The sequence below is a fragment of the Brevibacillus sp. FSL K6-6036 genome, from assembly GCF_037964015.1.
Taxonomy (GTDB): Bacteria; Bacillota; Bacilli; order Brevibacillales; family Brevibacillaceae; genus Brevibacillus; species Brevibacillus borstelensis.
Genome location: NZ_CP150173.1, coordinates 2,910,812 through 2,933,817 on the forward strand (window position 1 = coordinate 2,910,812; position 23,006 = coordinate 2,933,817).

General features: G+C 52.5%; 21 protein-coding genes. All 21 read right to left on the reverse strand.

All coding sequences use genetic code 11. The features are described from left to right. Nucleotides 1–16 precede the first annotated feature (16 nt). Complete coding sequence (locus NST37_RS14600; RefSeq protein ID WP_003385788.1) at nt 17–796, reverse strand: YmfK family protein; 780 nt, start codon at nt 794–796, stop codon at nt 17–19. Between the two features lie 124 nt (nt 797–920). Further along, nucleotides 921–1,190 carry a DUF3243 domain-containing protein gene (locus NST37_RS14605; RefSeq protein WP_003385789.1) on the reverse strand — a complete coding sequence of 90 codons (270 nt, stop codon included), beginning with the start codon at nt 1,188–1,190 and terminating at the stop codon, nt 921–923. Between the two features lie 90 nt (nt 1,191–1,280). Next, complete coding sequence (locus tag NST37_RS14610; protein WP_003385790.1) at nt 1,281–2,015, reverse strand: SDR family oxidoreductase; 735 nt, start codon at nt 2,013–2,015, stop codon at nt 1,281–1,283. A gap of 9 nt (nt 2,016–2,024) precedes the next feature. Then, nucleotides 2,025–3,317 (reverse strand): pitrilysin family protein, encoded by a 1,293-nt coding sequence (locus NST37_RS14615; RefSeq protein ID WP_003385792.1) that lies wholly within the window; start codon nt 3,315–3,317, stop codon nt 2,025–2,027. A gap of 1 nt (nt 3,318) precedes the next feature. Further along, nucleotides 3,319–4,614, reverse strand: a complete 1,296-nt coding sequence (locus NST37_RS14620) for a pitrilysin family protein (RefSeq protein WP_031932894.1) — start codon at nt 4,612–4,614, stop codon at nt 3,319–3,321. A 176-nt stretch (nt 4,615–4,790) separates the two neighbouring features. Beyond that, a complete protein-coding gene (locus NST37_RS14625) occupies nt 4,791–5,501 on the reverse strand; it encodes an ABC transporter ATP-binding protein (RefSeq protein WP_003385795.1) in 711 nt (236 codons plus the stop codon). Further along, nucleotides 5,488–7,257 carry a branched-chain amino acid ABC transporter ATP-binding protein/permease gene (locus NST37_RS14630; protein WP_339185533.1) on the reverse strand — a complete coding sequence of 590 codons (1,770 nt, stop codon included), beginning with the start codon at nt 7,255–7,257 and terminating at the stop codon, nt 5,488–5,490. The genes NST37_RS14625 and NST37_RS14630 overlap by 14 nt, the downstream gene beginning before the upstream one ends. A gap of 1 nt (nt 7,258) precedes the next feature. Beyond that, a complete protein-coding gene (locus NST37_RS14635) occupies nt 7,259–8,143 on the reverse strand; it encodes a branched-chain amino acid ABC transporter permease (RefSeq protein ID WP_339185534.1) in 885 nt (294 codons plus the stop codon). Between the two features lie 60 nt (nt 8,144–8,203). Then, nucleotides 8,204–9,421, reverse strand: coding sequence for an ABC transporter substrate-binding protein (locus NST37_RS14640; protein ID WP_339185535.1), 1,218 nt, complete (start codon nt 9,419–9,421; stop codon nt 8,204–8,206). Nucleotides 9,422–9,451: 30 nt separating this feature from the next. Further along, entirely contained in the window at nt 9,452–10,243 is a 792-nt protein-coding gene (locus NST37_RS14645) for a 3-hydroxybutyrate dehydrogenase (RefSeq protein ID WP_031932896.1), read from the reverse strand. A gap of 161 nt (nt 10,244–10,404) precedes the next feature. Continuing rightward, nucleotides 10,405–12,114, reverse strand: a complete 1,710-nt coding sequence (locus NST37_RS14650) for a sigma 54-interacting transcriptional regulator (protein ID WP_339185536.1) — start codon at nt 12,112–12,114, stop codon at nt 10,405–10,407. Between the two features lie 82 nt (nt 12,115–12,196). After that, complete coding sequence (locus NST37_RS14655) at nt 12,197–12,352, reverse strand: hypothetical protein (protein WP_170208368.1); 156 nt, start codon at nt 12,350–12,352, stop codon at nt 12,197–12,199. 81 nt (nt 12,353–12,433) lie between these two features. Further along, the gene (locus tag NST37_RS14660) at nt 12,434–13,606 is read right to left on the reverse strand and encodes a stalk domain-containing protein (protein WP_039071453.1); all 1,173 of its coding nucleotides are present in this window, start codon (nt 13,604–13,606) and stop codon (nt 12,434–12,436) included. An 80-nt stretch (nt 13,607–13,686) separates the two neighbouring features. Continuing rightward, nucleotides 13,687–14,646: an ABC transporter permease gene (locus tag NST37_RS14665; RefSeq protein ID WP_003385802.1), complete on the reverse strand. Its 960-nt coding sequence runs from the start codon at nt 14,644–14,646 to the stop codon at nt 13,687–13,689. Continuing rightward, nucleotides 14,646–15,716, reverse strand: coding sequence for an ABC transporter permease (locus tag NST37_RS14670; RefSeq protein WP_003385804.1), 1,071 nt, complete (start codon nt 15,714–15,716; stop codon nt 14,646–14,648). The genes NST37_RS14665 and NST37_RS14670 overlap by 1 nt, the downstream gene beginning before the upstream one ends. Beyond that, nucleotides 15,709–17,223 (reverse strand): ABC transporter ATP-binding protein, encoded by a 1,515-nt coding sequence (locus NST37_RS14675; protein WP_031932897.1) that lies wholly within the window; start codon nt 17,221–17,223, stop codon nt 15,709–15,711. The genes NST37_RS14670 and NST37_RS14675 overlap by 8 nt, the downstream gene beginning before the upstream one ends. A gap of 124 nt (nt 17,224–17,347) precedes the next feature. Then, a complete protein-coding gene (locus NST37_RS14680; protein ID WP_003385809.1) occupies nt 17,348–18,409 on the reverse strand; it encodes a BMP family ABC transporter substrate-binding protein in 1,062 nt (353 codons plus the stop codon). A 59-nt stretch (nt 18,410–18,468) separates the two neighbouring features. After that, nucleotides 18,469–19,194, reverse strand: a complete 726-nt coding sequence (locus tag NST37_RS14685; RefSeq protein WP_003385811.1) for a GntR family transcriptional regulator — start codon at nt 19,192–19,194, stop codon at nt 18,469–18,471. A 214-nt stretch (nt 19,195–19,408) separates the two neighbouring features. Next, the gene (locus NST37_RS14690) at nt 19,409–21,832 is read right to left on the reverse strand and encodes a DNA translocase FtsK (protein ID WP_339185537.1); all 2,424 of its coding nucleotides are present in this window, start codon (nt 21,830–21,832) and stop codon (nt 19,409–19,411) included. Between the two features lie 106 nt (nt 21,833–21,938). Beyond that, a complete protein-coding gene (locus NST37_RS14695; protein WP_003385816.1) occupies nt 21,939–22,172 on the reverse strand; it encodes a YlzJ-like family protein in 234 nt (77 codons plus the stop codon). Continuing rightward, nucleotides 22,169–22,966, reverse strand: a complete 798-nt coding sequence (locus NST37_RS14700) for a ClpP family protease (protein ID WP_003385817.1) — start codon at nt 22,964–22,966, stop codon at nt 22,169–22,171. Before NST37_RS14700 ends, NST37_RS14695 begins: the two co-directional genes overlap by 4 nt. Nucleotides 22,967–23,006 lie beyond the last annotated feature (40 nt).

Sequence of the window (23,006 nt, forward strand, 5' to 3'; positions counted from 1 at the left end):
CTTACCCTCCTTCATCTTATGTCATGTCAAAATTGTCGAATCCGCGGTTGTTGATCAGTTCGTATGTAATTTCCTCATCAGGGTGCTGCCGCAGCTCGATAATGTAATGGAACTCTGACAGTTCGTACTCCGACTCCCGCACGAAGACATCGGGATGTTCGATAATTTTGGCTGCCGGAAAGCTCATGACTTCCCGCAGGAGAGAATGATGCTTCTCTGTCGCACGCATGGTGGAAACAATCCCGTCAATCAAATATACATGATCAGCGGACATCTCATCAATGGCAAGCGAGCTGCGGACCGTCTGTCTGAGCAGGGTTGAGGAAAGAAAGGTCCATCGCTTGTTGGCAGAAACACTGGCGGCAATCATCGATTCCGTCTTGCCTACGCGAGGCATTCCCCGGATTCCGATGAGCTGATGTCCTTCCCGCTTCAAAATCTCTGCCATGAAATCGACGAGCAAGCCCAGCTCATCCCGCACGAAACGAAATGTCTTTTTATCTTCGCTGTCACGCTCGATATAACGGCCGTGCCGAACCGCCAACCGGTCGAGCATCGTGGGTGGACGCAACCGCGTTATCGTTATCTTGTCCATCTTTTGGATAACATTGCGCAGAACTTCCATTTTCTCGTCATCATCCGTCGTGAGCAGCATTCCCCTTCGCATATCGTCAACACCGTTGATCGTCACGATGTTGATCCCGAGCATCCCCAAAATGGATGCGACATCTCCCAATAAACCGGGGCGATTTTTTGAAATTTCGTATTCCATGTACCACTCTTTTTGCGCTTCCATGCCCGATCCTCTCCGACACCCAAATTTCTCTTCCTAAGTAGTATAACACGTTCCGAATAATCGACAATGGACGGAAAAGAAAAATCCCCAAAAGACGGGGATTTGTGATTCATTACGACCCTATTTAATTGCCGCGATTTACATTGTTTGGATCTTGGACCAGCTTGACCATCAGAGAAGCGAGCGCCTTCTGCTGCTCTTCGTCGCCGGCGTCCCAGAGCTGCTTCAGCAGGCGTTCCTGATCGTTTTTCGGATCGACCTGCTCAGCCAGGTAGCCCCCGATTTGATAGGCTACATTTTGCAGCGTGTCGCTCTCCATCCCCGCTTGCTTCGCCTGCTCAACCCGCTCGCCGAGAAACGCTTTCCAATCGCGAAAATTGTCAAGAACTGACATGTATTTTCCCTCCTCCTATGCATTGCGGTCCCCTATGCGACCGTTACATTGGTAGAGTTCCAACAAGCAGGGAAAAATATGCACGATTTTCTACGCGTACCAACCGCCGTTCGGACTGATGATCTGCCCGGTCACGTAACCGGCTTCCGCAGAAAGCAAAAACCTTGCGACGGCCGCAACTTCCTCTGGCGTGCCCAGACGTCCGGCCGGAATCTCGCTTGCAAGCATACTCACTTCCTCGGGTGAAAACCGGTTCATCATGCCGCCCTGTATGGCACCGGGGGCAACCGCGTTTACGGTAATGCCGTTTGGCGCGAGCTCCTTGGCCAGCGCCTTCGTAAAGGAGTTGACCGCTCCCTTGCCAAGCGAGTAAAGCACCTCGCAGGACGCTCCCGTCATCCCCCAGATGGAGGAGATGTTGACAATCCGACCAAAGCGCTCGCGAAGCATAGCGGGCAGTGCAGCCTGGGTCACAAAAAATGCGGACCGTACGTTGGTCGCGATCAAGTCATCGAACTGCATGGGCGACACGTCAGCAAAAAGGCCTACGTGATCGACCGATGCATTGTTGACGATGAGCAGCGGTGGGGTGATCATTGCTGCGAACATCCCGGCGATCTGGTCAGTATGACGCAAATCAGCCTGAAAGGCGTAGGCCGGGACCCCTTTTTCATGGCAAGCCTGAAGGATCGGCTCTACCTTGTGCGGCGACTGATGATAATGCAGGTAAAGCGGGATGCCTCTTTCGGCGAGAGCCAGGCTGATCGCCTGCCCGATCTCGCCGGAGGCTCCCGTAACCAATGCCCATGGCGGCGTACTGTACATAAACCTTCACTACTCCTGTGGCGAAGCGGAACGAACAATCGAGACAGCCATTTGCTCGGGAACAAAATGCTCCTTCATGCGCGCTTCTACGTCTTCGCGGGTGATCGACTCAAGCGTCGGCACCACGGAGAACAGCTCGTTCCCGTTGAACTTGTAGCTGGTAAACTGGTTGGCAATAAATTCAACCGAGTTGAGCGAACGGAGGAACAGCCCGATTTTTTTCCGTTTCGCCCGTTCAAAGTCTTCCTGGTTGATTCCAGCCTGCTGCAATTGGCGAATTCCCTCTTTGATCTGTGCCACGAGCTTGTCGGGATCAGGCGTATCTCCTCCCATAATGGAGTAGCCGTACTCCTTTTCTCCGCTGTAGTCGAAATCAAAGCTCTCCGTAATCAGCCCCTCGTTGTACCATTTTTGGTAGAGCGAAGAACTGGTGCCGAACGCGATGTCCAATACCAGTTTAGTGGTCAGGTCGCGCTTTAACAAGGCCTCTCCCGTCAGACCGTCTGCTTTTTCCTTATAGCCGATCAGGCATTTGGGCAAGCCTACCGGCAACTGAAATTCTATGCGCTCTTTGGCGACCGCAGACGGCTCCTGCGGAAACAAGCGCTCGATGACCGGCGTTGGCGGAAATTCTTTCGCTGCCTGGTTGTCGCGCACCCATTTCATCACGGTTTCCGGATCAAAGGAACCGACTACCAGCAGCACCATGTTCGCAGGATGGTAGAACGTTTCATAGCATTGATACAACGTATCCTTGGTGATATGGGAAATGGATTCGATAGTCCCGGCAATTTCAATGTTGATCGGGAACTTCTGGTACATGGCTTTCAACAGGTTCATGTACACTTTCCAATCCGGATTGTCGTCGTACATCGTAATTTCCTGACCGATGATGCCCTTTTCTTTTTCTACGCTGGCCTCGGTAAAATACGGCTCTTGCACGTAATCAAGCAGCAGATTGAGATTGCGGTCAAGGTTTTCCGTGCAAGAAAACAGGTACGCGGTCCGGTTGAAGCTGGTAAATGCGTTGCACGAGGCACCATTTCTACTGAACTCATGCATGACATCCATGTCTTTCTTCTCAAACATCTTGTGCTCCAGAAAGTGGGCAATCCCGTCTGGAACATGCACTTCTTCGCCGTTTTTCAAGCGAAAGTGACTGTCAATCGAGCCGTAACGAGTCGTAAATACAGCGTAGGTCTTGCTGAATCCCTGCTTGGGCACCAGATAGACAGCCAGTCCGTTTGGTAGCTTTTCCTCGTAGACAGTCTCATTCAGCTGTTCAAATACGGTCGTCTGCATATCAGGCATCTCCCTTCTTGTCCCGCAGCAAGTATATCGTGTCAATGGCCACCTGTGCCGCTACCCGCTTCAAATCCTCGACGGTGATCCCGTTGATCTGGGCGAGCAGCTCCTCCAGATGCCGCTTGCGTCCGCTAATCACGCCGTTATAGGCAAAGTCGATCATCATCCGGGCACTGTCCAGAAGCTCGCGAAATTGGTTGGAGAGTGTCGCCTTCGTCTGCTCAAGCTCCTCCTGACCGACATTTCCCTGCTTCATGCTCTCCAGTTGTTCCTTGATAATCGTGACAGCCCGGTCGAAGTTTTTCACATCGATCCCGGACATCATCATCATGATACCCTTGTGGCTCTCCAGTCTGGAGACCGCGTAATAAGCGAGGCTCGCCTTTTCGCGCACATTGACAAACAGCTTGGAGTGCGGGAAGCCGCCCAATACGCCGTTGTACACAAGCAGCGCCGGGTAGTCTTCATCCGCATAGCTGATCTGGGTACGGCAGCCAATGTTCAGCTTGGCCTGATTTACTTCCAGCCTGTCGATCACGACACGCTCATCGGCAACCTGTTTTTTTGCTTTGGTCGGCCCGATTTGCTTGACATCCTTGCGGTCAAGCTGAACGAATTTGCCGATTGCCGCCTCAACCTCTTTTTGCTCCACGTCTCCGACTACAAAAATGTCGATCGGACTGTGGCTCATCAGCTCTTGAAAATGGGCGTACAAGCTTTCGCCGCTGATGCCGGCAAGATCCTTCGTCCGCCCTTGGGCCAGGAGAGCAAACGGCTCGCCTTGGCACATCTCTTCCGTCACGCGCTGGTTGGCGTATTTCATCTTGTCGTCGATCAGGCTTTCGATCCGCTTGCGCAGCGTCTCTTTTTCCTGTGCAACGTATTTTTCTGCGAATGCATTCCCTTCCAGATAGGGACGGCTCAGCACGTCGCCCACAAAGCGGATCGCGCTTTCCAAAAGAGCGTTTTCCTGGGACAGGTACTTCTCGTTTGGGACCTCCATGTAGATCTGGAGGATTTGCCGCTCGCCTTTTTTCACAACGTCCACATCAAAGATCGCTCCGTAAAGAAAATCCAGATGCTCACGAAGCTGCTTGGTCTCCGGAAATCGGGCTGTTGCCCGCTTCATCACCATCGCCAGCAGAGCCGTCTTCGTGACGGTTTCCTCTGAAAGCTCTTGTTCGATCATGGTCACGATTGTCGTTGTCTTAAATTTGGCTGTAGGCATGATATGTACGTTTATACCGTTCAAAGCAGTGGTATGAAATGAAATTTCCTTTACGCTTTCGCTCATGGCCAAACTCCCTTCTCCGTCGACTTACTCCCCTCTATTGTAACCAATTGGAAGGGGGTTCAGCAAAGATCACTCCCTGAAAATAACCCACCCGGCAATAGCAGGAGCTACGGCCGGGCGGTTTGCCCTGCAAAAAGCGGCATTTACACAATCCGCCTTTTGCTGCTTTTCTTACATTATGCGCCGAGATAGGTGCGTACGACTTTTTCGTCATGCAAAAGCTCGTCGGCAGCTCCGCTCATTTCCACCTGGCCGGAGGAGAGGACATAGGCCCGGTCTGAAATGGCCAAGGCAGCGGCAGCCAGCTGTTCTACCAAAAGGATCGTTTTGCCTTCGCTGCGAAGCTGTGTCACCGTATCCAATATGAGCTTCACGTATAAGGGCGACAGCCCCATTGACGGTTCATCCAGGACGAGCAGCTCGGGATCCGACATCAGCGCACGGGACAGCGCCAGCATTTGCTGCTCTCCCCCGGACAAGGTCCCGGCCATTTGCTTCGCGCGTTCCTTCAGTCTTGGAAAACGGGTGTATTCCCGCTCCAGCCACTCGCGAACCTGACGTGGCTGCTGTTTGATCTTTGTGTACGCCCCCAGAATGAGATTATCCTCCACCGTCTGGTCTCCGAATACTTGCCTCCCCTGCGGTACATGGCCGATGCCGAGACGCATGATCTCATGAGCAGGCATGCCGGATATCCGCTTTCCTTGGAAATGAATCTCCCCTTCTCGCAGTTTTACCAGTCCCGTAATCGCTTTTAACAGCGTTGTCTTGCCCGCGCCGTTGCGCCCGATCAGAGCGACGACCTCCCCTTTCGCGACCTGGAGATTGACCCCACGCAGTGCTTCGGCCATCCCGTAATGAACCCGAACGTTATTAACCGACAACAAGCTTCGTCACCTCCTCCCCGCCCAGATAGGCTTCGATGACTTGTGGATGGTTCTTGATGAAAGCGGGATCGCCCTCGGCAATCTTTTTCCCAAAGTCCAGCACGGTGATTGTATCGCAGACGTTCATGACGATTTCCATATGGTGCTCCACCAGCAAAATGGCAATCCCCGAGTCCTTCACTTTGCGGATGACCCGAACGATATTGTCCACCTCATACAGACTGGCTCCTGCCGCAGGTTCATCGAGGATCAAAAGATCGGGCTTGGTGGCGAGTGCACGGGCGATTTCGAACAAGCGCTGCTGACCGTAGGAGAGCACTGCCGCCTGCTCGCCCGCTTTTTCGGCCAGGCCGACAAATTGAAGCAGACGCATCGCTTCCGCCCGGAAATGGCTTTCTTCTCTCAAAAAGCCGGGCGTATGCAGGATATTGGCGGCAAAGCCCTTCCGGTAGTGGAGATGGAAGCCGAGCATCACGTTTTCCAGTACGGTCAATTCGTGGAAAAGCTGCAGATTTTGAAACGTTCGGGTAATCCCGGCGGCAGCCATCCGATGAGGCGGAAAGCTGGTTACGTCCACACCCTTCCACGACAGCTTCCCTTTGGTTGGGACATAGACGCCGGAGAGCATGTTGACAGTCGTACTTTTGCCCGACCCGTTCGGCCCGATCAGCCCTCTTACCTCCGAGCCTTTTATCTGCAGATCGATGGCATCCACCGCCCGAAATCCGTCAAACTCCATGACCGCTGCCTGTACGTTTAAATCGGCTCCGTCCCGGCTGCCCATCTGGCTCGGCCCATCCGAATCAGGAGCAGGTAGCGAAGGTGTGCCGGAATATTGGTTCCTTTGTTTGAAGATGCGCTGGATCCCCCCGACGATCCCCTCAGGCAGGGCGATCAGACTAAGCAGCAGAATTCCGCCGAATATCAGCAGGTGGTAATTGTACAAGCTTTGCACCCATTGCGGCAGGAGGAAAATGACAATCGTCCCGACCAGCGGTCCCAGTCTCGTACCGGCACCGCCGACAATGACGCCGACAAGAAACAGAATCGATTTGTCGAAGGTGAAGGTATCGCTGTTGAAATACGCATTTTGAAACGCAAACAGCGCTCCTCCGAGACCGGCCGTGCAGGCGCTGATTGCAAACGCCAGCACCTTCCAGTTGCGGACGTGTACGCCTGCTGTGGCCGCAGCTACTTCACTGTTCCCCATCGCCCGGAATGTTCTGCCATATCGAGAGGTAAAGAGATTGTCGATCAAAACGGTGACGACAAGCGCTATGACAGCAATGAACCAGTAGTAAGACACCGTTCCAAGACCAAGTCCAAACAGCTTTGCTTCCGGCAAATACAAGCCTGCCGGTCCACCCGTCACTTCTACCCAGCGATTGGCTACAATCTCCACGAGCAAACCAAAGGCGATCGTCACCATTGCAAGATACGGCCCTTTGGCCCGGAGCGACAGCATTGCCACGAGTCCGCCCGCTCCGGCACAAATCAGGACCCCTAGCAGCAAGCTGAGAAGAAACGGCACCCCGGCTACAGTGCAAAGGCCGGTGACATAGGCGCCTATGGCATAAAATCCGGCATGCCCCAATGAAAGCTGGCCAGACAAGCCGACAAGCAGATTGAGTCCGGCTACGACAATATAGGTGTAGAGGAAGCCTTGGGCCATATGCACGTAATACGAGCTGGGAAACAGCCAGGGAAAGAAGTACAAGGCAAGCGCTATCAAGAGATAAAGGAGCCACTTTTTCATATCAAAACTTCTCCTTTACTTTCTTTCCGAGCAATCCTTGGGGCATAAAAATAAGGACGATCAGGATCAGCAAAAACGCGCTGGCATCCTTGTAGGCAGAACTGTAGAGAGAGAATACCTGCTCGATGACCCCGAGCAGCAGTCCGCCGATCAAAATTCCGAGCGGATTGGTCAATCCCCCGATAATGGCAGCAGCAAAAGCCTTTAAACCGAGTGTTGCTCCCATGAAAAACGCGGTATTGGTGATCGGTCCGACCAGGATGCCGCCGACGCCGGCCAACGCTGACGAGAGAGCAAAGGCGAGTACCGCCATCCGCCTTGGGTTAATGCCCATCAGCGACGCAGCATCCGGGTTGAAAGCGACAGCAGCGAGAGCCTTTCCGAGCAGCGATCGGTTCAGGAAGAAAAACAGGCAGGCCATGATGACGATGGCACAGATCGCGACAAAGATCTCGTGCTTGGTGATGCCCACGGAACCAAATCGGTAGACCTCATTTCCAAAAGGGGACGGAAACGGGATCACATTTCTCCCCCAGATCAGCATCGCAATATTGCGAATCATCAAGGAAACGGCAACCGTACTGAGAATCCAGCCCACGGACAAAACGTGGCCGAGGGGCCGAATCGTTCCCCTCTCCAGCCCCCAGCCAAGCATGGCCATAGCCGCTGCCACGACCACCATCGTGACGAGAACTGATACAAACAGGTTCATTCCTGCAGAAGTCACCGTACCCAATGTTGTCAATCCCACCAAAGCGCCCAGCATCAGAAAGTCTCCCTGGCCGAAGTTCATCGTCCGGGTGGTCACAAACGTAATGTAATAGCCTTGGGCAATAATCGCGTAAATGCTCCCCAGAATCAATCCGCTCACGATGGCTTGCAGCAATAACACTACCTCCTCTCCAGATCTTCCGTGCCACGAAGTCGTCAAGAGAACTTCGAAGCGCTAAGGCTTGACGATTACGCCATCCCTATAGGTCGCCAAAAACATATTGGAGCTGGTCAACGCTTCGTGATTCTCTTTTGTAAACGGCTGTTCCCCAATCGCCGTGATGCCGGTAAAGCCGGTCATATTTTCGATAGCGTCCCGTATCGCCTTCGGGTCTGTTCCCGCTTTCTTGACGGCCTGCAGGATCAGTTGCATGCAATCGTACCCTTGAGCCGATGCGATCGGGAAGATGTCTTCGCCGTATTTGGCTACCACCTTGTCGTGAAATGCTTTTGATTCAGCGCTTTGATCGATCGTAAAGGACTGAACCATGTAAACGTCCTTGTTGACCAGATCTCCCACCAGCTCTTTCACTGTCGGGTCCCCCATCGCCCAGGACGCGACCGTCAGCGGATAGTAGTTCAGCTTTTGCCGGGATTTCAAATATTGAGCCGCCTCCGGGGCAAGACCGTAAAAGATCACGACTTCAACCTGTGCATCGCGCATTTTGCTCAACTGCGCCTCCATGTTCGTATCGTTTACCTGGAACGACTCGGTTGCGGTCAAAGTCATGTTGTATTTGTCTTTCAGCACGCCTTCCACGTCCGTCTTGCCGCCCTGCCCGTAACCGGTCGTATCATGCAGCAGACCGATCTTGGTCAATTTTTTCTCTTCCACGACCCACTTCAGGATGGTTTCTACCTGCCCCTTGTCATAGGGCGCTACCCGAAAGATGTAGTTCTTGTCCTCCTTTTCATAGGTCTGGGTAATGGTCGTTCCCGTCGCGACCGGGATGATCTCCGGCACCCCGGCTTCCTGAGCAAACTTGATGTGGGCTTTTGCATTTCCGGAGTTGGCAGGCCCGACAAAGCCGACCACTTTGTCCTGCTGTATCAATCTCTGAACGATCTCAACCGATTTCTCGGGTTTGGCCTCGTCATCGTACACGATCAGCTTCGCTTTCTTGCCATCAGCTCCGCCCGCTTCGTTAAACTCGTCGACCGCCATTTGGGCAGCCCGCTTGACCGCTTCCCCGAACTTGGCCGTTCCGCCGCTGAGCGAAATCGCCAATCCGACGTTGAACTCTCCCCCGGAGCTCTGGCTGCCGGGTGCTGCTCCCGCCTGCGTCTGCCCGCCGGATTGACCGCCTGAAGATTGGTCCAGCTGCGGTCCGCATCCCGCTGCCCCCACGGCAAGTACCATCGCCAACGTAAACCACCATCTTGTCTTTTTCACTGCTGCCAGTCCCCCTCTTACCCAAAATTATTAGTGCATGACATATCCGCCCGAGATATTGATGGCCTGACCGGTGATTGCCGCAGCTTGGTCAGATGCGAGAAATACCGCAAATTCGCCAATTTCCCCCGCCTCCAGCAAGCGGTGCTGGGGCACGTTTCTGAGAATCACCTCTTCGAGCACTTCTTCTTCTGGTACCTGGTAGCTTTTTGCGAGATCAGCCAATTGATTGCGGACGAGCGGCGTATCCACATACCCGGGGCAAATGGCGTTACAGGTCACACCTGAGTCTGCCGCTTCCATCGCCGTCACTCTCGTCAGTCCGATAATCCCGTGTTTTGCAGAACAATAACCGGCTTTAAACGGAGCACCGATTTTGCCATTGATCGAGGAAATGTTGATGATTCTGCCCCAGCCCCGCTGTTTCATCTGGGCAAAAACGGCTTGTGTCGCCACGAATGGTCCTACCAGCATGACCTCAATCATTTTTTGAAACGTCGCAGGATCATACGTCTCAATCGGAGAAACATGCTGGAAGCCGGCATTGTTCACGAGGATGTCGACAGCGCCAAGCTCTTTTTGGCAAACAGCAACCATCTCGCGGATCGAAGCGAAGTTTGACAAATCCGCCTGAATGGCGATTTTCTTTTGGCTGTCCCTCGCTTCCATGGAGTCAACAGCAGACCGCGCCTTCTTTTCGTCGATGTCAGCGATGGCGATCTGACACCCCGCGGCATACATTTTTTCTGCGATCGACAGCCCGATCCCGCTTGCCCCCCCTGTAATCAAAGCGACTTTGTCGAGTTTCAGATTTGTTAGCATAGGTCCTCCTTCCACACTTGTAACCGTTTTCAATTCAGAATATTTGCAACCTTTGTGCCAAGTGGAAAGGAGCAGAATTGATCGCTTTCTTGAATCTGAATGTTTCATTTTTGCGACACATTCTTGATTCAACTTTGCGACATGTTGCGTTTTTGCGACGATCATTCGTTGGGTATCCGGTGCTTTTCCAGCTTCCGGTACAAGCTTGCCCTATGTATGCCTAGCAGTTGGGCTGCCTGGACTTTGTTTCCGCCGCAGTGAGCCAGTGCAGCTTCGAGTACGCGTCTTTCCGTCTTGGCCAATTCCGCCTCAAGGTCAAACGAAGCATTTTCACTGTCAACAGTCACCTGTTTGTCCAGCAAATAAGGCGGCAGATGCTCTACATCCAGCTCACCCTGTTCCGCCAACTGTACGGCCCTCTCCAGCACATTGTTCATTTCCCGCATGTTGCCCGGCCAACGATGCGCCAAAAAAATCTCCTGCACCTGCCGGCTGATGCCTGTCACATCGGTATACAGCTCGTTGTTCAGCTTTTTGATCAGCTCATGGGCCAGCGCAATGATGGAGAGTCCGAGCACCCGGAGAGGCGGCAGGTTAATCGTGAAGACATTCAGTCGATAATACAAATCCTCGCGAAAGCTGCCTTCCCGAATCAATTTCTCCAAAGGACGATGGGTGGCCGCGATGACGCGAATATCCACGCTGACCGGTCTGGTCGCTCCGATCCGCTCCACTTCCTTTTCTTGCAGGACGCGAAGCAGCTTCGCCTGCATATCCAAAGGCATGTCCCCGATCTCATCGAGAAACAGCGTCCCGTTGTTTGCCAGCTCAATCTTGCCGGGCTTTCCTCCTTTTTTCGCTCCGGTAAACGCTCCGTCTTCGTACCCGAACAGCTCTGCTTCCATCAGATCCTTTGGGATGGCGGCACAGTTTACCCGGACGAACGCTCCATCCGCCCTGCTGCTCTCTTCATGGATTGCATGAGCAAACAGCTCCTTACCGGTCCCGCTCTCACCGAGGATCAATACCGAGGATTTCGTTTGCGCGATCCGTTTGGCCAGATGGACGGCTTCTTTCATGAGGGGGTGCTCGGCAAAAATATGGGCGAACGAGTATTTCGCTCCCATCATCCGCTTTAGCTCCTGACGGTAAAAGTCCAGCTTTCGCTCCATGATGTTGTAGCGTTCCACGATACTGCGCAGCTCGCGCAAATCGCTGAATACGACCTTGCCCAATGCGCCTACCGTCTCCTCCCCTTCCTTCAGCGGCATACGGCTTACGATGATCTCCCTGTCACCGATCCGCATTAGCTGGTCTATCTCGGGTTTGCCGCTCTTGATGACGAGATGCATTCTCGTATTTTCAATCACTTCCGTAACATGGCGTCCGATCGCCTCCTCAATCGTCGTGCCTAAAAAATCGCAGTAGCTTTGATTGATCATCGTAATGATCCCGCTTTTGTCACACATGACAATTCCGTCATATAGCTGCTCGACCAGCTCTTTGAACTGATGCAGCTCGCGTTCTTGTTCGGTCCACCTTCCGAGGCTGTCTGCCATATGGCCCAGAGGCTGAAAAATGGAAATGCCACCTACCACTTCTCCTGCAACAGAGAAAGGGAGGCGGTCAACGAGAAAAAGCTTTTCGCCATAGCGAATCTCTCTGCGTAAACTGGGTCGTCCCTGGCTCATGACCTGCAGCATATCAGAGCCGGGGGCAATACTGCTGATCGGCCGCTCCACAATCTCTTCTCTCTTCAGTCCCAAAAGCTGTGAACCGGCCGTGTTGACAAAGGTAATCATTCCATCCCAATCAACCAAAACAATCCCGTACGGAATCAAGTCTAAAAATTCGATCAATTCAATCTGCATCGGATTACCTCCTTTATGCTTCCACTTTACCGAAAAAAAGGAAAAGAAAAAAGGAGCGATTCGCGCTCCCTCTAATCATGCACTAAAAATCCGTGGCGTCCCATTCACTGAGATCGTCGTGGTCTGAAACGCTTTCCGCAAATCGCCCGCAATCGGGTTCCAGACAAAGCATGCCGTCCAGCTGACCGTCATGAAAAGGCAAGCCGTGATTCCCGCCACAGTAGGGACATGTCCACATATGGTGTCCTCCTTCTTCCTCATGGTTGAAGTCCTTCCATACAGGTAGTCTGCCCCAAATGCTTCCTTTGCTAATCAGCTGCTAATCAACCTTGTTGTTTTCCCAGTATTGCAGGTAGTAGTACGGATTGATTGCCCGATCGTCTGCAGTCCGATACAGTCCGAAATGCAGGTGAGACGGAAACATGCCATCTGTCCCAGGTGGTCCATAGCCTGTCGTGCCGACAAATCCAATCAACTGCCCGGGTCTGACCGTCGAACCTACTTTCAGATCAGGCGGATAGGCTGTCAAATGGGCGTAGTACATCCGGTATTTCCCGTTTTCATCGGTGATGTTGACTCGCCACCCGCCATAAGTGTTCCAGCCGATCCGATTGATCACGCCGTCTCCTACGCTGTAAACAGGCGTCCCCTGTGGTGCCATGATGTCAATTCCTTCATGGGAGCGGACTGTTCCCGAGTTTGATTCTGTCCACTCCCGCCCAAAGCCAAAGCTGTCTCCAAATGGCTGATACTCGCTTTTGCTGTCAAATGGGAAGACGTATCTTTCCGAGAGCAGCACAGAATGGTCCACCGCGGCAGACAGAGGGTTCACTGCCTTTTTCGCGTTACCCGGCAAAAACAGCAGTTGACCCGTGAGCAGATACCCGGCGTCGTCAGCATTGTTGCCTTGAATTGCAGAAACACTTGTACCATGCCGCTTGGCGATCGTCTCCAAGGTATCTCCAGCCTGGACGATATACGGGTTTCCTCGCTCCAAACGCTTCCTTTCATTTTCGGCGACTGGCTTTGTCCAAATCTTCGCCACTTTTGCCCGTTGGTCCCACGTCACTTCGTATCCCAAGGATTCACTGACAAACCGAATCGGTACAAGTGTCCTTCTATTTCTGACTACGGGTGCTGTATCCAGCTTTTTGCGGCTTCCATTTACATATCCCACTCTGCTTTCAGGGAACACAGCCACCTGATGGGCTCCATCCCGCAAGGTCACCTGGCGTGTATCCGGATCATAGGAAACATCTGCGCCCGAGTGCTCCGCAAGCAGGCGGATTGGAACCAAAATGCGTCCGTTCTGATGAAGAGGCTGTACATCGGAGAGCACCCCTTTGCCATCTATCATCATCGAGATGACGGGGCGTGATGTCTGGGCATGAGCATCCATGCTGTGGGTTATCGTGAAAGATGTCACAAGCAAAAAAGCGCCCAGAAGCCTGCTGATAAGACGAGGGCTGTTAGTATGTACACAGCGAGTCATCTTTTTCCCCCCTATGCGTTCAAACTCGTACACATTATCGCACAGGGGAGAAAGCAGGTTCCAGACGCAAAAAATGTTAATCAGCGAGATCCGGTATCATACACTTTGCCCAATGCGGCAGGAGCGCTGGAGCGTCCAACCACACCAGCCAACACCAGGATGGTGAGAATGTATGGAAGCATGAAAATCACTTCGGTCGGGACGTATTTGGTGAGACCAAAAATTTGAACCAGCGATTTGATCGCTTGCGCTACCCCGAAGAACAGGGCAGCCCCCATCGCGCCGGCAGGATGCCATTTCCCGAAAATGAGAGCGGCAAGGGCGATAAAGCCTTGTCCGGACACGGTATTGTGAGAAAAGTTGCTGGTGGTAGTAAGCGCAATCGTTGCTCCACCCATAGCTGCCAAAGCGCCGCTGATCATAACAGCCGTGTAACGCATGCGTTTTACGTTGATCCCAACGGTATCGGCAGCACGCGGGTGTTCCCCGACCGCCCGCAGGCGAAGCCCGAATGACGTTTTAAACAGCAGATACCAGGAAAGCGCAACCAGTGCGAAGGCAATATAACTGGTCGGGTAGCCTTCGAAAATGGCATGTCCCAAAATGGGAATGTCGCTGAGCACCGGGATGTGCCACTTGCTGAATACTTGCTGCAATGTCGTCGTTTGTCCTGCACCGTTGAAAATGATCTTGGTCAGGTAGACAGACAGACCTGTTGCCAAAAAGTTGAGGGCGACACCACTGACGACCTGGTCGGCTTTAAACGTGATAGAAGCGACCGCGTGCGGCGTAGCGAATAGCGCTCCGGCAATGCACGCTCCCACCAAACCGATCCAAGGAGCCAATGAGCCGAATGAATCCTGAGCAAAGAAAGTAAACACTGCACCGGTAAAGGCGCCGATGACCATCATCCCTTCCAGCGCGATGTTCACCACGCCGGATCGCTCCGAATACATACCGCCCAGAGCGGCGAATATCAAGGCAGTGGAAAACACGATGGTATCATGAATAAGGTTGCCGATAATCACTCCCCAATCCATCAGTTTCCACCCTCCTTCTTCTGTAAAAGTGGCTTAATGAAAAACTTGACGATTCCATGCGCTGCAACGAAGAAAATGACAGAGGAGATTACTACCCGAATCAGCTCGACCGGTACCCCTGCACCGAATTTCATACCGGCAGCTCCAAATGTAAGCATTCCAAACAGAATGGCCCCCAAAATGACACCAAGCGGGGTGTTTCCTCCGATCAGCGCTACCGCAATACCGTCAAAGCCGTATCCGGGCTGTGCAGCCATAATCGATTGGTAATGGAATACGCCCAAAATCTCGCACGCTCCGCCGATACCTGCGAACATGCCGCCGACGAACATGGCATTGACCACATTGCGGTTCACATTCATCCCCGCGTATTCCGAAGCATGCGGGTTTAACCCTACAGCGCGGAGCTCGAAGCCCGACTTTGTCTTCCAGAGAAGGATATAAAAGAATACCGCGGCCAAAATCGCAAGCAACGTCCCCCAATGCAGGCGGGCACTGTCAAACATCTGGGAAAGCCATGCAAAAGAGATAGACGCCGAATCCTTGATCATTTCCGAGCGCTGCTGGCCTTCTTGAAGGTAAAACGCCTTGACAACGTAGTTGGCAAAGTACAAGGCAATCCAGTTTAACATGATTGTCGTGATCACTTCGTTTACGCCTCGCGCAGCCTTGAGCCATCCCGCGATAGCGCCCCACAGTCCCCCGGCAAGAGCACCTGCAATCACTGCGAGCGGAGCATGAATATACGCCGGAAGATCAAAAGAAATCCCTACTGCCGTAGAAGCGATCATCCCGATAATAAATTGCCCCTCGGCACCGATATTGAAAAGACCGGTCCGGAACGCAAATGCCACGGAGAGACCTGTAAAGATCAGCGGGGTAATCTGACGAATCGTTTCCCCAAAGTTATAAGAGCTTCCAAATACCTTTTCAACCAGGGACGCATATGCCTGAATTGGATTAAAACCGCCTGCCAGCATGGCGACAGCGCCCGTCAACAGGCCCAGAATAATGGCAGCAACCGGTACGAGGAACGACTCCTTGGTAAAGATGGCAATGACTCTATTCACCGTTGCCGCCTCCTTGCATTCGTTTTCCACCAGACATCATCAAGCCAAGTTCTTGCTCGTCCGTCTGTTTTGCATCAACAATGCCGACGATCTGCCCTTCGTAAATGACCGCGATCCGGTCGGAAACGTTGATGATCTCGTCAAGCTCCAGGGATAGCAACAAGACGGCCTTTCCTTTGTCCCGCTGTTCAATCAGACGTCTATGGATAAATTCGATGGCTCCAACGTCGAGACCACGTGTAGGCTGAGCTGCAATCAACAGATCCGGATCCTTGTTCACTTCGCGGGCGATAATCGCTTTTTGCTGATTGCCCCCGGAAAGAGCCCGTGCAGGGGTGTGAATACTCGGTGTCCGCACGTCAAACTCCTCGATCAGTTTGCTCGCATGCTTGTCTATTGCCGCGTAGTCCAGGAAGCCGTTTTTATTGAACTCTGGATGGAAATACGTTTCCAGCACCATGTTTTCACTCATCGGGAAGTCAAGGACAAGACCGTGCTTGTGGCGGTCTTCGGGAATGTGCGACAAGCCCGACTCCGAAATGACGCGCGGTGTCTTGTTCGTTATATCTTGACCTTTGAGCAGCACACGTCCGCTGGAGGCTTTCCGCAGCCCTGTCAATACCTCGATAAGTTCACTTTGCCCGTTGCCATCGACACCCGCGATGCCGAGGATCTCCCCGCTCCTTACTTCCAGCGAGATGCTGTTGAGCGCATTGACGCCTCTGTTGCCCATCGCCGTAATATTTTCCACAGACAAAATGACTTCTTTCGGATTTGCTTCCTTCTTATCGACACGGAAGTTAACTTCACGACCGACCATTTTTGCCGCAAGGTCATCCGGATTTGTATCCTTTACCCCTACGGAATCGATGACTTTTCCTCTGCGGATGATGGTAACCGTATCACAGACAGCCATGATTTCTTTTAGCTTGTGGGTGATCAAGATAATCGTTTTGCCTTCTTTGACGAGGTTGTGCATAATCTCGATCAGTTCCACGATTTCTTGAGGGGTTAACACAGCTGTCGGCTCATCGAAGATCAGAATATCGGCGCCGCGGTAAAGCGTTTTCAAAATCTCTACACGCTGTTGCATCCCCACGGATATATCCTCAATTTTGGCTCGCGGATCCACCTTCAAGCCGTATTGATTGGACAACTTCTCGACTGCTTTGATGGCACTCTGCATATCTATCTGTAACCCGGATTTCGGTTCATTTCCTAATACAATGTTTTCTGTAACCGTAAACTTTTCTACGAGCATAAAATGCTGATGAACCATTCCAATACCAAGATCATTCGCTACGCTGGGGCTGGTGATTTTCACCGGCTTCTCGTTAATGAGGATTTCGCCCTCTTCAGGCTGATACAAACCGAACAAAACATTCATCAGTGTGGACTTGCCAGCGCCATTCTCTCCCAGGAGGGCGTGGATTTCCCCTTTTTTCACAACAAGGTTGATGTTGTCATTGGCAATAATGCCGGGGAAGCGCTTTGTGATACCGCGCATTTCAACAACAGTCTGTACAGGTTTCAACCATGTTCCCCCCGTTTTTGTGGGTCTAGTGTAGAAGGTAAAGAACAAGGCTAGTCGCTCGAACTAGCCTTGTCCGTGTGCAGTCTTAGAGGTCTTCTTACTTTTCTGGTACTGTAATTTCGCCTTTAACGATTTTTTGCTTGAACTCATCTGCCAGCTTCAATACGTCTTCAGGCACATTTTTCTTCGAGGTTTCTGCCAGGCCTACACCGTCTTCAGCCAGACCGAGCCATACGATTTTTCCGCCTTCAAATTTGCCGTCGATCACGTCTTTGGATACGCGGTAAACAGCTTCATCCACGCGTTTTACCATGGAAGTCAGCGTTACTTCATCACCAAATGTCAGGGACTGGTCTTTGTCTACACCAATTACCCAAACATTTTCGCCTTTGGATTTGCGGTCTTTTGCTTCGTTGAACACGCCATCGCCAGTTGCGCCGGAAGCGTGGAAAATGATGTCTACGCCTTGGCCGTACATTTGGGATGCAGTAGATTTACCGAGGTCAGGCTTGTCAAATGCACCCGTGTATACTTTTACTACTTCAACACTTGGATCAGCTGCTTTTACACCAGCTTCAAAGCCAACTTCAAAGCGCTTGATTACTGGGATTTCCATACCGCCCACGAAACCAACTTTTTTGCTCTTGGACATTTTCGCCGCTACGACACCAGCCAGGAAGGAACCTTCATGCTCTTTGAACAGAACGGATTCCACGTTTGGCGCGTCTACTTCTGCGTCGATGATAGCGAGCTTGCTGTCAGGGTTTTCAGTAGCTACTTTCTTCACGTGGTCACCGATAACGAAACCGATACCCCAAGTCAGATCCCACTTGTCTTTTACAAATTGAGTCAAGTTCGGGATGTAGTCAGCATCAGAGGTGGATTGCAGGTAGCTTACGTTGTCCTGCGGCAGGTTCAGGTCCTTCTGCAGTTTTTGCAGCCCTTCCCATGCACTTTGGTTAAAGGAGTTGTCGTTTACCCCGCCCACGTCGGTAACCATGCCGATGCGTGCAGTAGGCGCTGCTCCGCCTTGGGCTCCCCCTTCTGCTCCACCTTGGTTAGCACCACCTGGTTGTCCTTCTGGTTTGCTTCCACAGCCGGCCAAAACCAAAGACAGGCTAAGGGTTGCCACGGACAGGACAGAAAGTACCTTTTTCATGTCAGAATACCCCCTATTTTTAATGAGATGAAATTGTTGAGTGAGGTTTCCCTCACGTGTTACAACCGTCTGCGTACAACGTGAAAGTGAAATTTGTCAGCCCGAAAGTAATTGTGTGAATACAAGACAGGCCGTTCACTTTCGTCGTAGTGAATCTGTTTCAAGAGCAAGAGAGGCGTCGCCTTGTTGCACTGCAACAGGGGAGATACCTTTTCGCAATGTCCGAGCGGTTCCATATCGGCAATCGCATAAGCGATGCGGATCCCGGTCACGGACTCCAGCCACTTGAAAATAGATTCTCCACCCTCCGTATAGCCTCCAGGTACCAAATGGGCGGGTATGCGGTCAAAACAGTAGACCACCGGTTCCCCATCTGCCGTGCGAATCCGTTCTACCATGAGAACGCCCTCTCCCGGATTGAGAGAAAGCTTTTTCCGCTCTTCCTCCGCAGGTTCGCCGTAAGCTGTACGCAAAATGGTTGTGCCGGCAACATAGCCTTGGCGTTCGATTGCATCCGTCACACTAAAGAGTTCCCCAATTCCACCTGAAAAAACAGGTCGAGAATTAATAAAGGTCCCCACACCGTGTCTCCGAATGACAATCTTCTCTTCTTCAAGCAAGCGAAGAGCTTCCCGCAGCGTCGCTCGGCTCACACCCAACTGCTTGGAAAGGTCGGCTTCGGAAGGTAGACGTTCACCGGGTTTTAGCTTCCCGGAATCGATGTCGCTTTTGATCTTGTCCATTACCAAGAGACAAAGCGAACGGAAATTCCCCTTGATGCTCATCTTCCTCCACTCCTGCTTCCTCAGCTATTCGAATAGGTAGGACGTCAGACCTCTTGAAATCAAGAGAGGATAACAACAATTTCCTTCAATCCCGTAAAAATTGTACCCTAGGGGCGAATATCATGCAAGCCAATTTTTTTGACTAGATGACAGTTTTCTGACGATCGTCTCGTCTCTGCGCCCCGCAGGTACATTTATGAAAATCATGTTCATTTTAGGAAATGTTGCTCTCGGGAGTGGGCCTTGGCAAACGCACTTCTCTCGGCTTGCTTCCCTCGTAAGGCCCCACGACGCCTTGTGCCTCCATCATGTCAATCAAACGGGCCGCACGTGTATACCCAACCCGCAGTCTGCGCTGCAGAAGCGAAGCCGATGCCGTCTGGGCCTCTACTACGACTTGGACAGCCTGGTCGTACATATCATCGTCGACTACCGGCTGCGCGTCTTCTGTTGTCTCTTCCGGAATCATGTCTTCCTGGTAGCGTGCCTCTTGCTGTTCCTTGACAAACGTTACTACTTCCTCTACTTCCTTGTCAGAAACATAGGCCCCCTGTACACGGGTCGGCTTGGAAGCGCCCATCGGCAAATAGAGCATGTCTCCGCGTCCGAGGAGCTTCTCCGCACCGCCCATATCCAGAATGGTTCGGGAATCGGCCATGGATGATACGCCGAAGGCAATCCGGGAAGGGATATTCGCCTTGATCAATCCCGTGATGACATCTACTGACGGGCGCTGCGTAGCGATGATCAGATGGATCCCCGCCGCACGCGCCATCTGGGCGAGACGGCAAATCGCATCCTCCACCTCACCGGGCGCGACCATCATCAGGTCTGCCAGCTCGTCCACGATCACGACAATGTAAGGAAGTGGAGCCCCTTCTGCCTGCTGGTTGTACATCTCAATGTTGCGGCTGCCTGTCTTGGCGAACAGATTGTACCGCCGCTCCATCTCAGCCACGACTTTTTTCAGCGCAACCGAGGCTCTTCGCGGGTCAGTGACTACCGGTGCCAACAGATGCGGGATGCCGTTGTATACGTTTAGCTCGACCATTTTGGGATCGACCATCATCAGCTTTACTTCGTCCGGGCTTGCTTTGAATAAAATACTCATGATCAACCCGTTGATACATACAGACTTCCCGCTGCCCGTAGCGCCTGCGACGAGCAAATGCGGCATTTTCGTCAGGTCGGCAACGATCGGCTCGCCAGATATATCGCGCCCGAGGGCAACCGTCAATTTCGCGGAGGCATCCTGGTAAGAGGCCGATTCCAGCACCTCTCGAAGCGAGACAACCGCAACCTCGGAATTCGGGATTTCGATCCCGATCGCTGATTTTCCCGGAATAGGCGCTTCGATGCGAATGTCCTTGGCAGCGAGCGCCAGCGCCAAATCGTCTGTCAGACTGACAATCCTGCTCACCTTCACCCCGGTTGCAGGCTGCACTTCATAACGGGTAACGGCCGGACCGCGGTGAACCTCGGAGACGATGGCATTGACCCCGAAGCTTTTGAGCGTTTGCACCAATTTGTTCGCGTTGGACGTATGATCGACATCTTTGCCTGGAATGTACGCCTTTGGTCGGGTCAGCATCTGAATGCTGGGGAGCACATAAGGAACGCTCGGCTGCGTCCCTTCCTCCTCCAGCGTGCCAAAGATCTCTTCGTCCCCCTCAAGTGAAAAGGTAATCTCGCGCTCAACCGATGGTTTCGTGCGAGGAGTTGCAATCGCTTCCTCGTCCGCCTCGCTTCCCTGCTCGGTCACCAGCCTTTCCGCAAAATCGCGAATAAGCGGTGCGCTTGCATGCTGTGTCTGCTCTTCTCCGCCTGTTCCAGGCTGGCTGTCCCCTGAGGTGTCAGCATTGCCGGCATCAAAAGCATGTGTTGCGTTCGACGCGGCTGCCATCTGCGCTTCCTTGGCTTTCTTCGCTTCGCGCTCTTCTTCAGCCAGTTGCTTCCGCTTTTCGCTTTCATTTTGCAGCATTTGAACAGAATCTTTGACCGAATCTTTCATCTTGGCATACAGCAGAGCGATTTTGTCTCTCGCAAAAATGGCGATGTCCACGTAAGACAGGTTGAACAAAAACATGATTCCGGCCAAAATCAAAAAGCCGATAATCAATCCGGTACCGATCGGCCCGACGAGACCATTGCATAGAGCGAAAAATACCGCCCCCACCATCCCGCCGCCGACTCCGGTCGTCGACACCTTCTGGCTGTGGTCAAGCCAGATCCGATCCCAGGTGACGCGGATGATGCTCTGATCGGAAAACGTTCCTCCAGCCGTTACCTGCTTGTACAAAAACATGTGATCCCAGGTCAAAACAGCGACAAGTATGAGCAGCAATCCAAAAACGCGCAACGACATCCGCGGCGGTTTTCGGGTAAACATCATATGTACGGCCAGCCCCATGATCAATAATGGGATGGTAAAATCCCACGACCCGGCCAAAAAGCGGAATAAAAAGGCGAGAATGTTCTTTCCAAGCCAGCCGCTTTCCAAAAGTCCGATGAGACAAAGCACGATCATGACCAGTCCCAGCAGCTCCAGTTTGACAACAGAGGCAACTGCCGCTTGCGACTGTCTTTTTGCTCTTCTACTCAGGTGGCATGCCTCCCTTCTTTCGTTTCCATCACTCATCTATCACTCAAAAAAAGTCCGGACGTATAAAAAGGCAGCCGTTTGTAGGTCGGCTGCTGTTTGTCCACATCTAGTATAACACAGGAAATTCATAGAAATACAGGTCTTATTGCCCGAAACCTTCCGGCCGAAAACGAATCACTTGACCGGGTGCAAACGCCGGGTTGAGATAGTCCTGCGGATTGGGACTGATCAGGCGAACCATCTTGCCCTCGTAAGGACCTGTTTGCTCAACCACCATAGTCGCCTCACCCATCGGGAGCTCACGCAGGACTTGTTTCTCTACCTGATCCATCCCTTCGAACACTACTTCCATCGGGACCACGGAATAGAAAATCACTGCAGCACCTTCTCTCCGTTCCGGGCTTTTTCGATCAGCTCGTTCAGCTTTTTCAAAGCCTTGCCGAGCCCTCCTACCTCGTCAATCAACCCGTACTTGACCGCATCTGCTCCGATGACATTGGTGCCGATATCCCGCGTCAATTCGCCTGTCCTCAGCATCAGCTCGCGGAACTGGTCCTCTGTGATCCTGGAGTGGCGGGCGATAAAGCTGACGACTCGATCCTGCATTTTATCCAGGTATTCAAAGGTTTGCGGGACACTGATCACAAGGCCGGTCAAGCGTATCGGGTGAATCGTCATGGTCGCCGTTTCTGCTATGAAGGAATAGTCGCCAGCGACGGCGATTGGCACGCCAATACTGTGTCCTCCTCCAAGGACCAGTGTAACGACCGGTTTCGAGAGAGAAGAGACCATCTCCGCGATCGCCAAGCCTGCCTCTACATCTCCCCCGACCGTATTCAAGATCACCATGACTCCCTCAATTTTGCTGTTTTGCTCTGCCGCAACCAGTTGCGGAATGATATGCTCGTATTTCGTTGTCTTGTTTTGCGGCGGCAGCTGGATGTGACCTTCCACCTGTCCGATGATCGTCAAACAATAAATATTGCTTTCCAGTTGAGGAACATTGGTTTGCCCCAACTGCGTGATGGAGTCGAGCAAACGCTTTTTCGGATCTTCTGCACCCGGAGGCTGGCCAGGCTGTTGCGGTTCTGTCGGCGCGGTTTGCGGGGCCTCCTGATTGCTCCCAAAAGGGGGGCGATTCAAATAATCGGGCCTTTGTCTGTTTTGCATGAATCCTCCTCCTTCGCTGTCTGTGATAGTATGGGTCGCA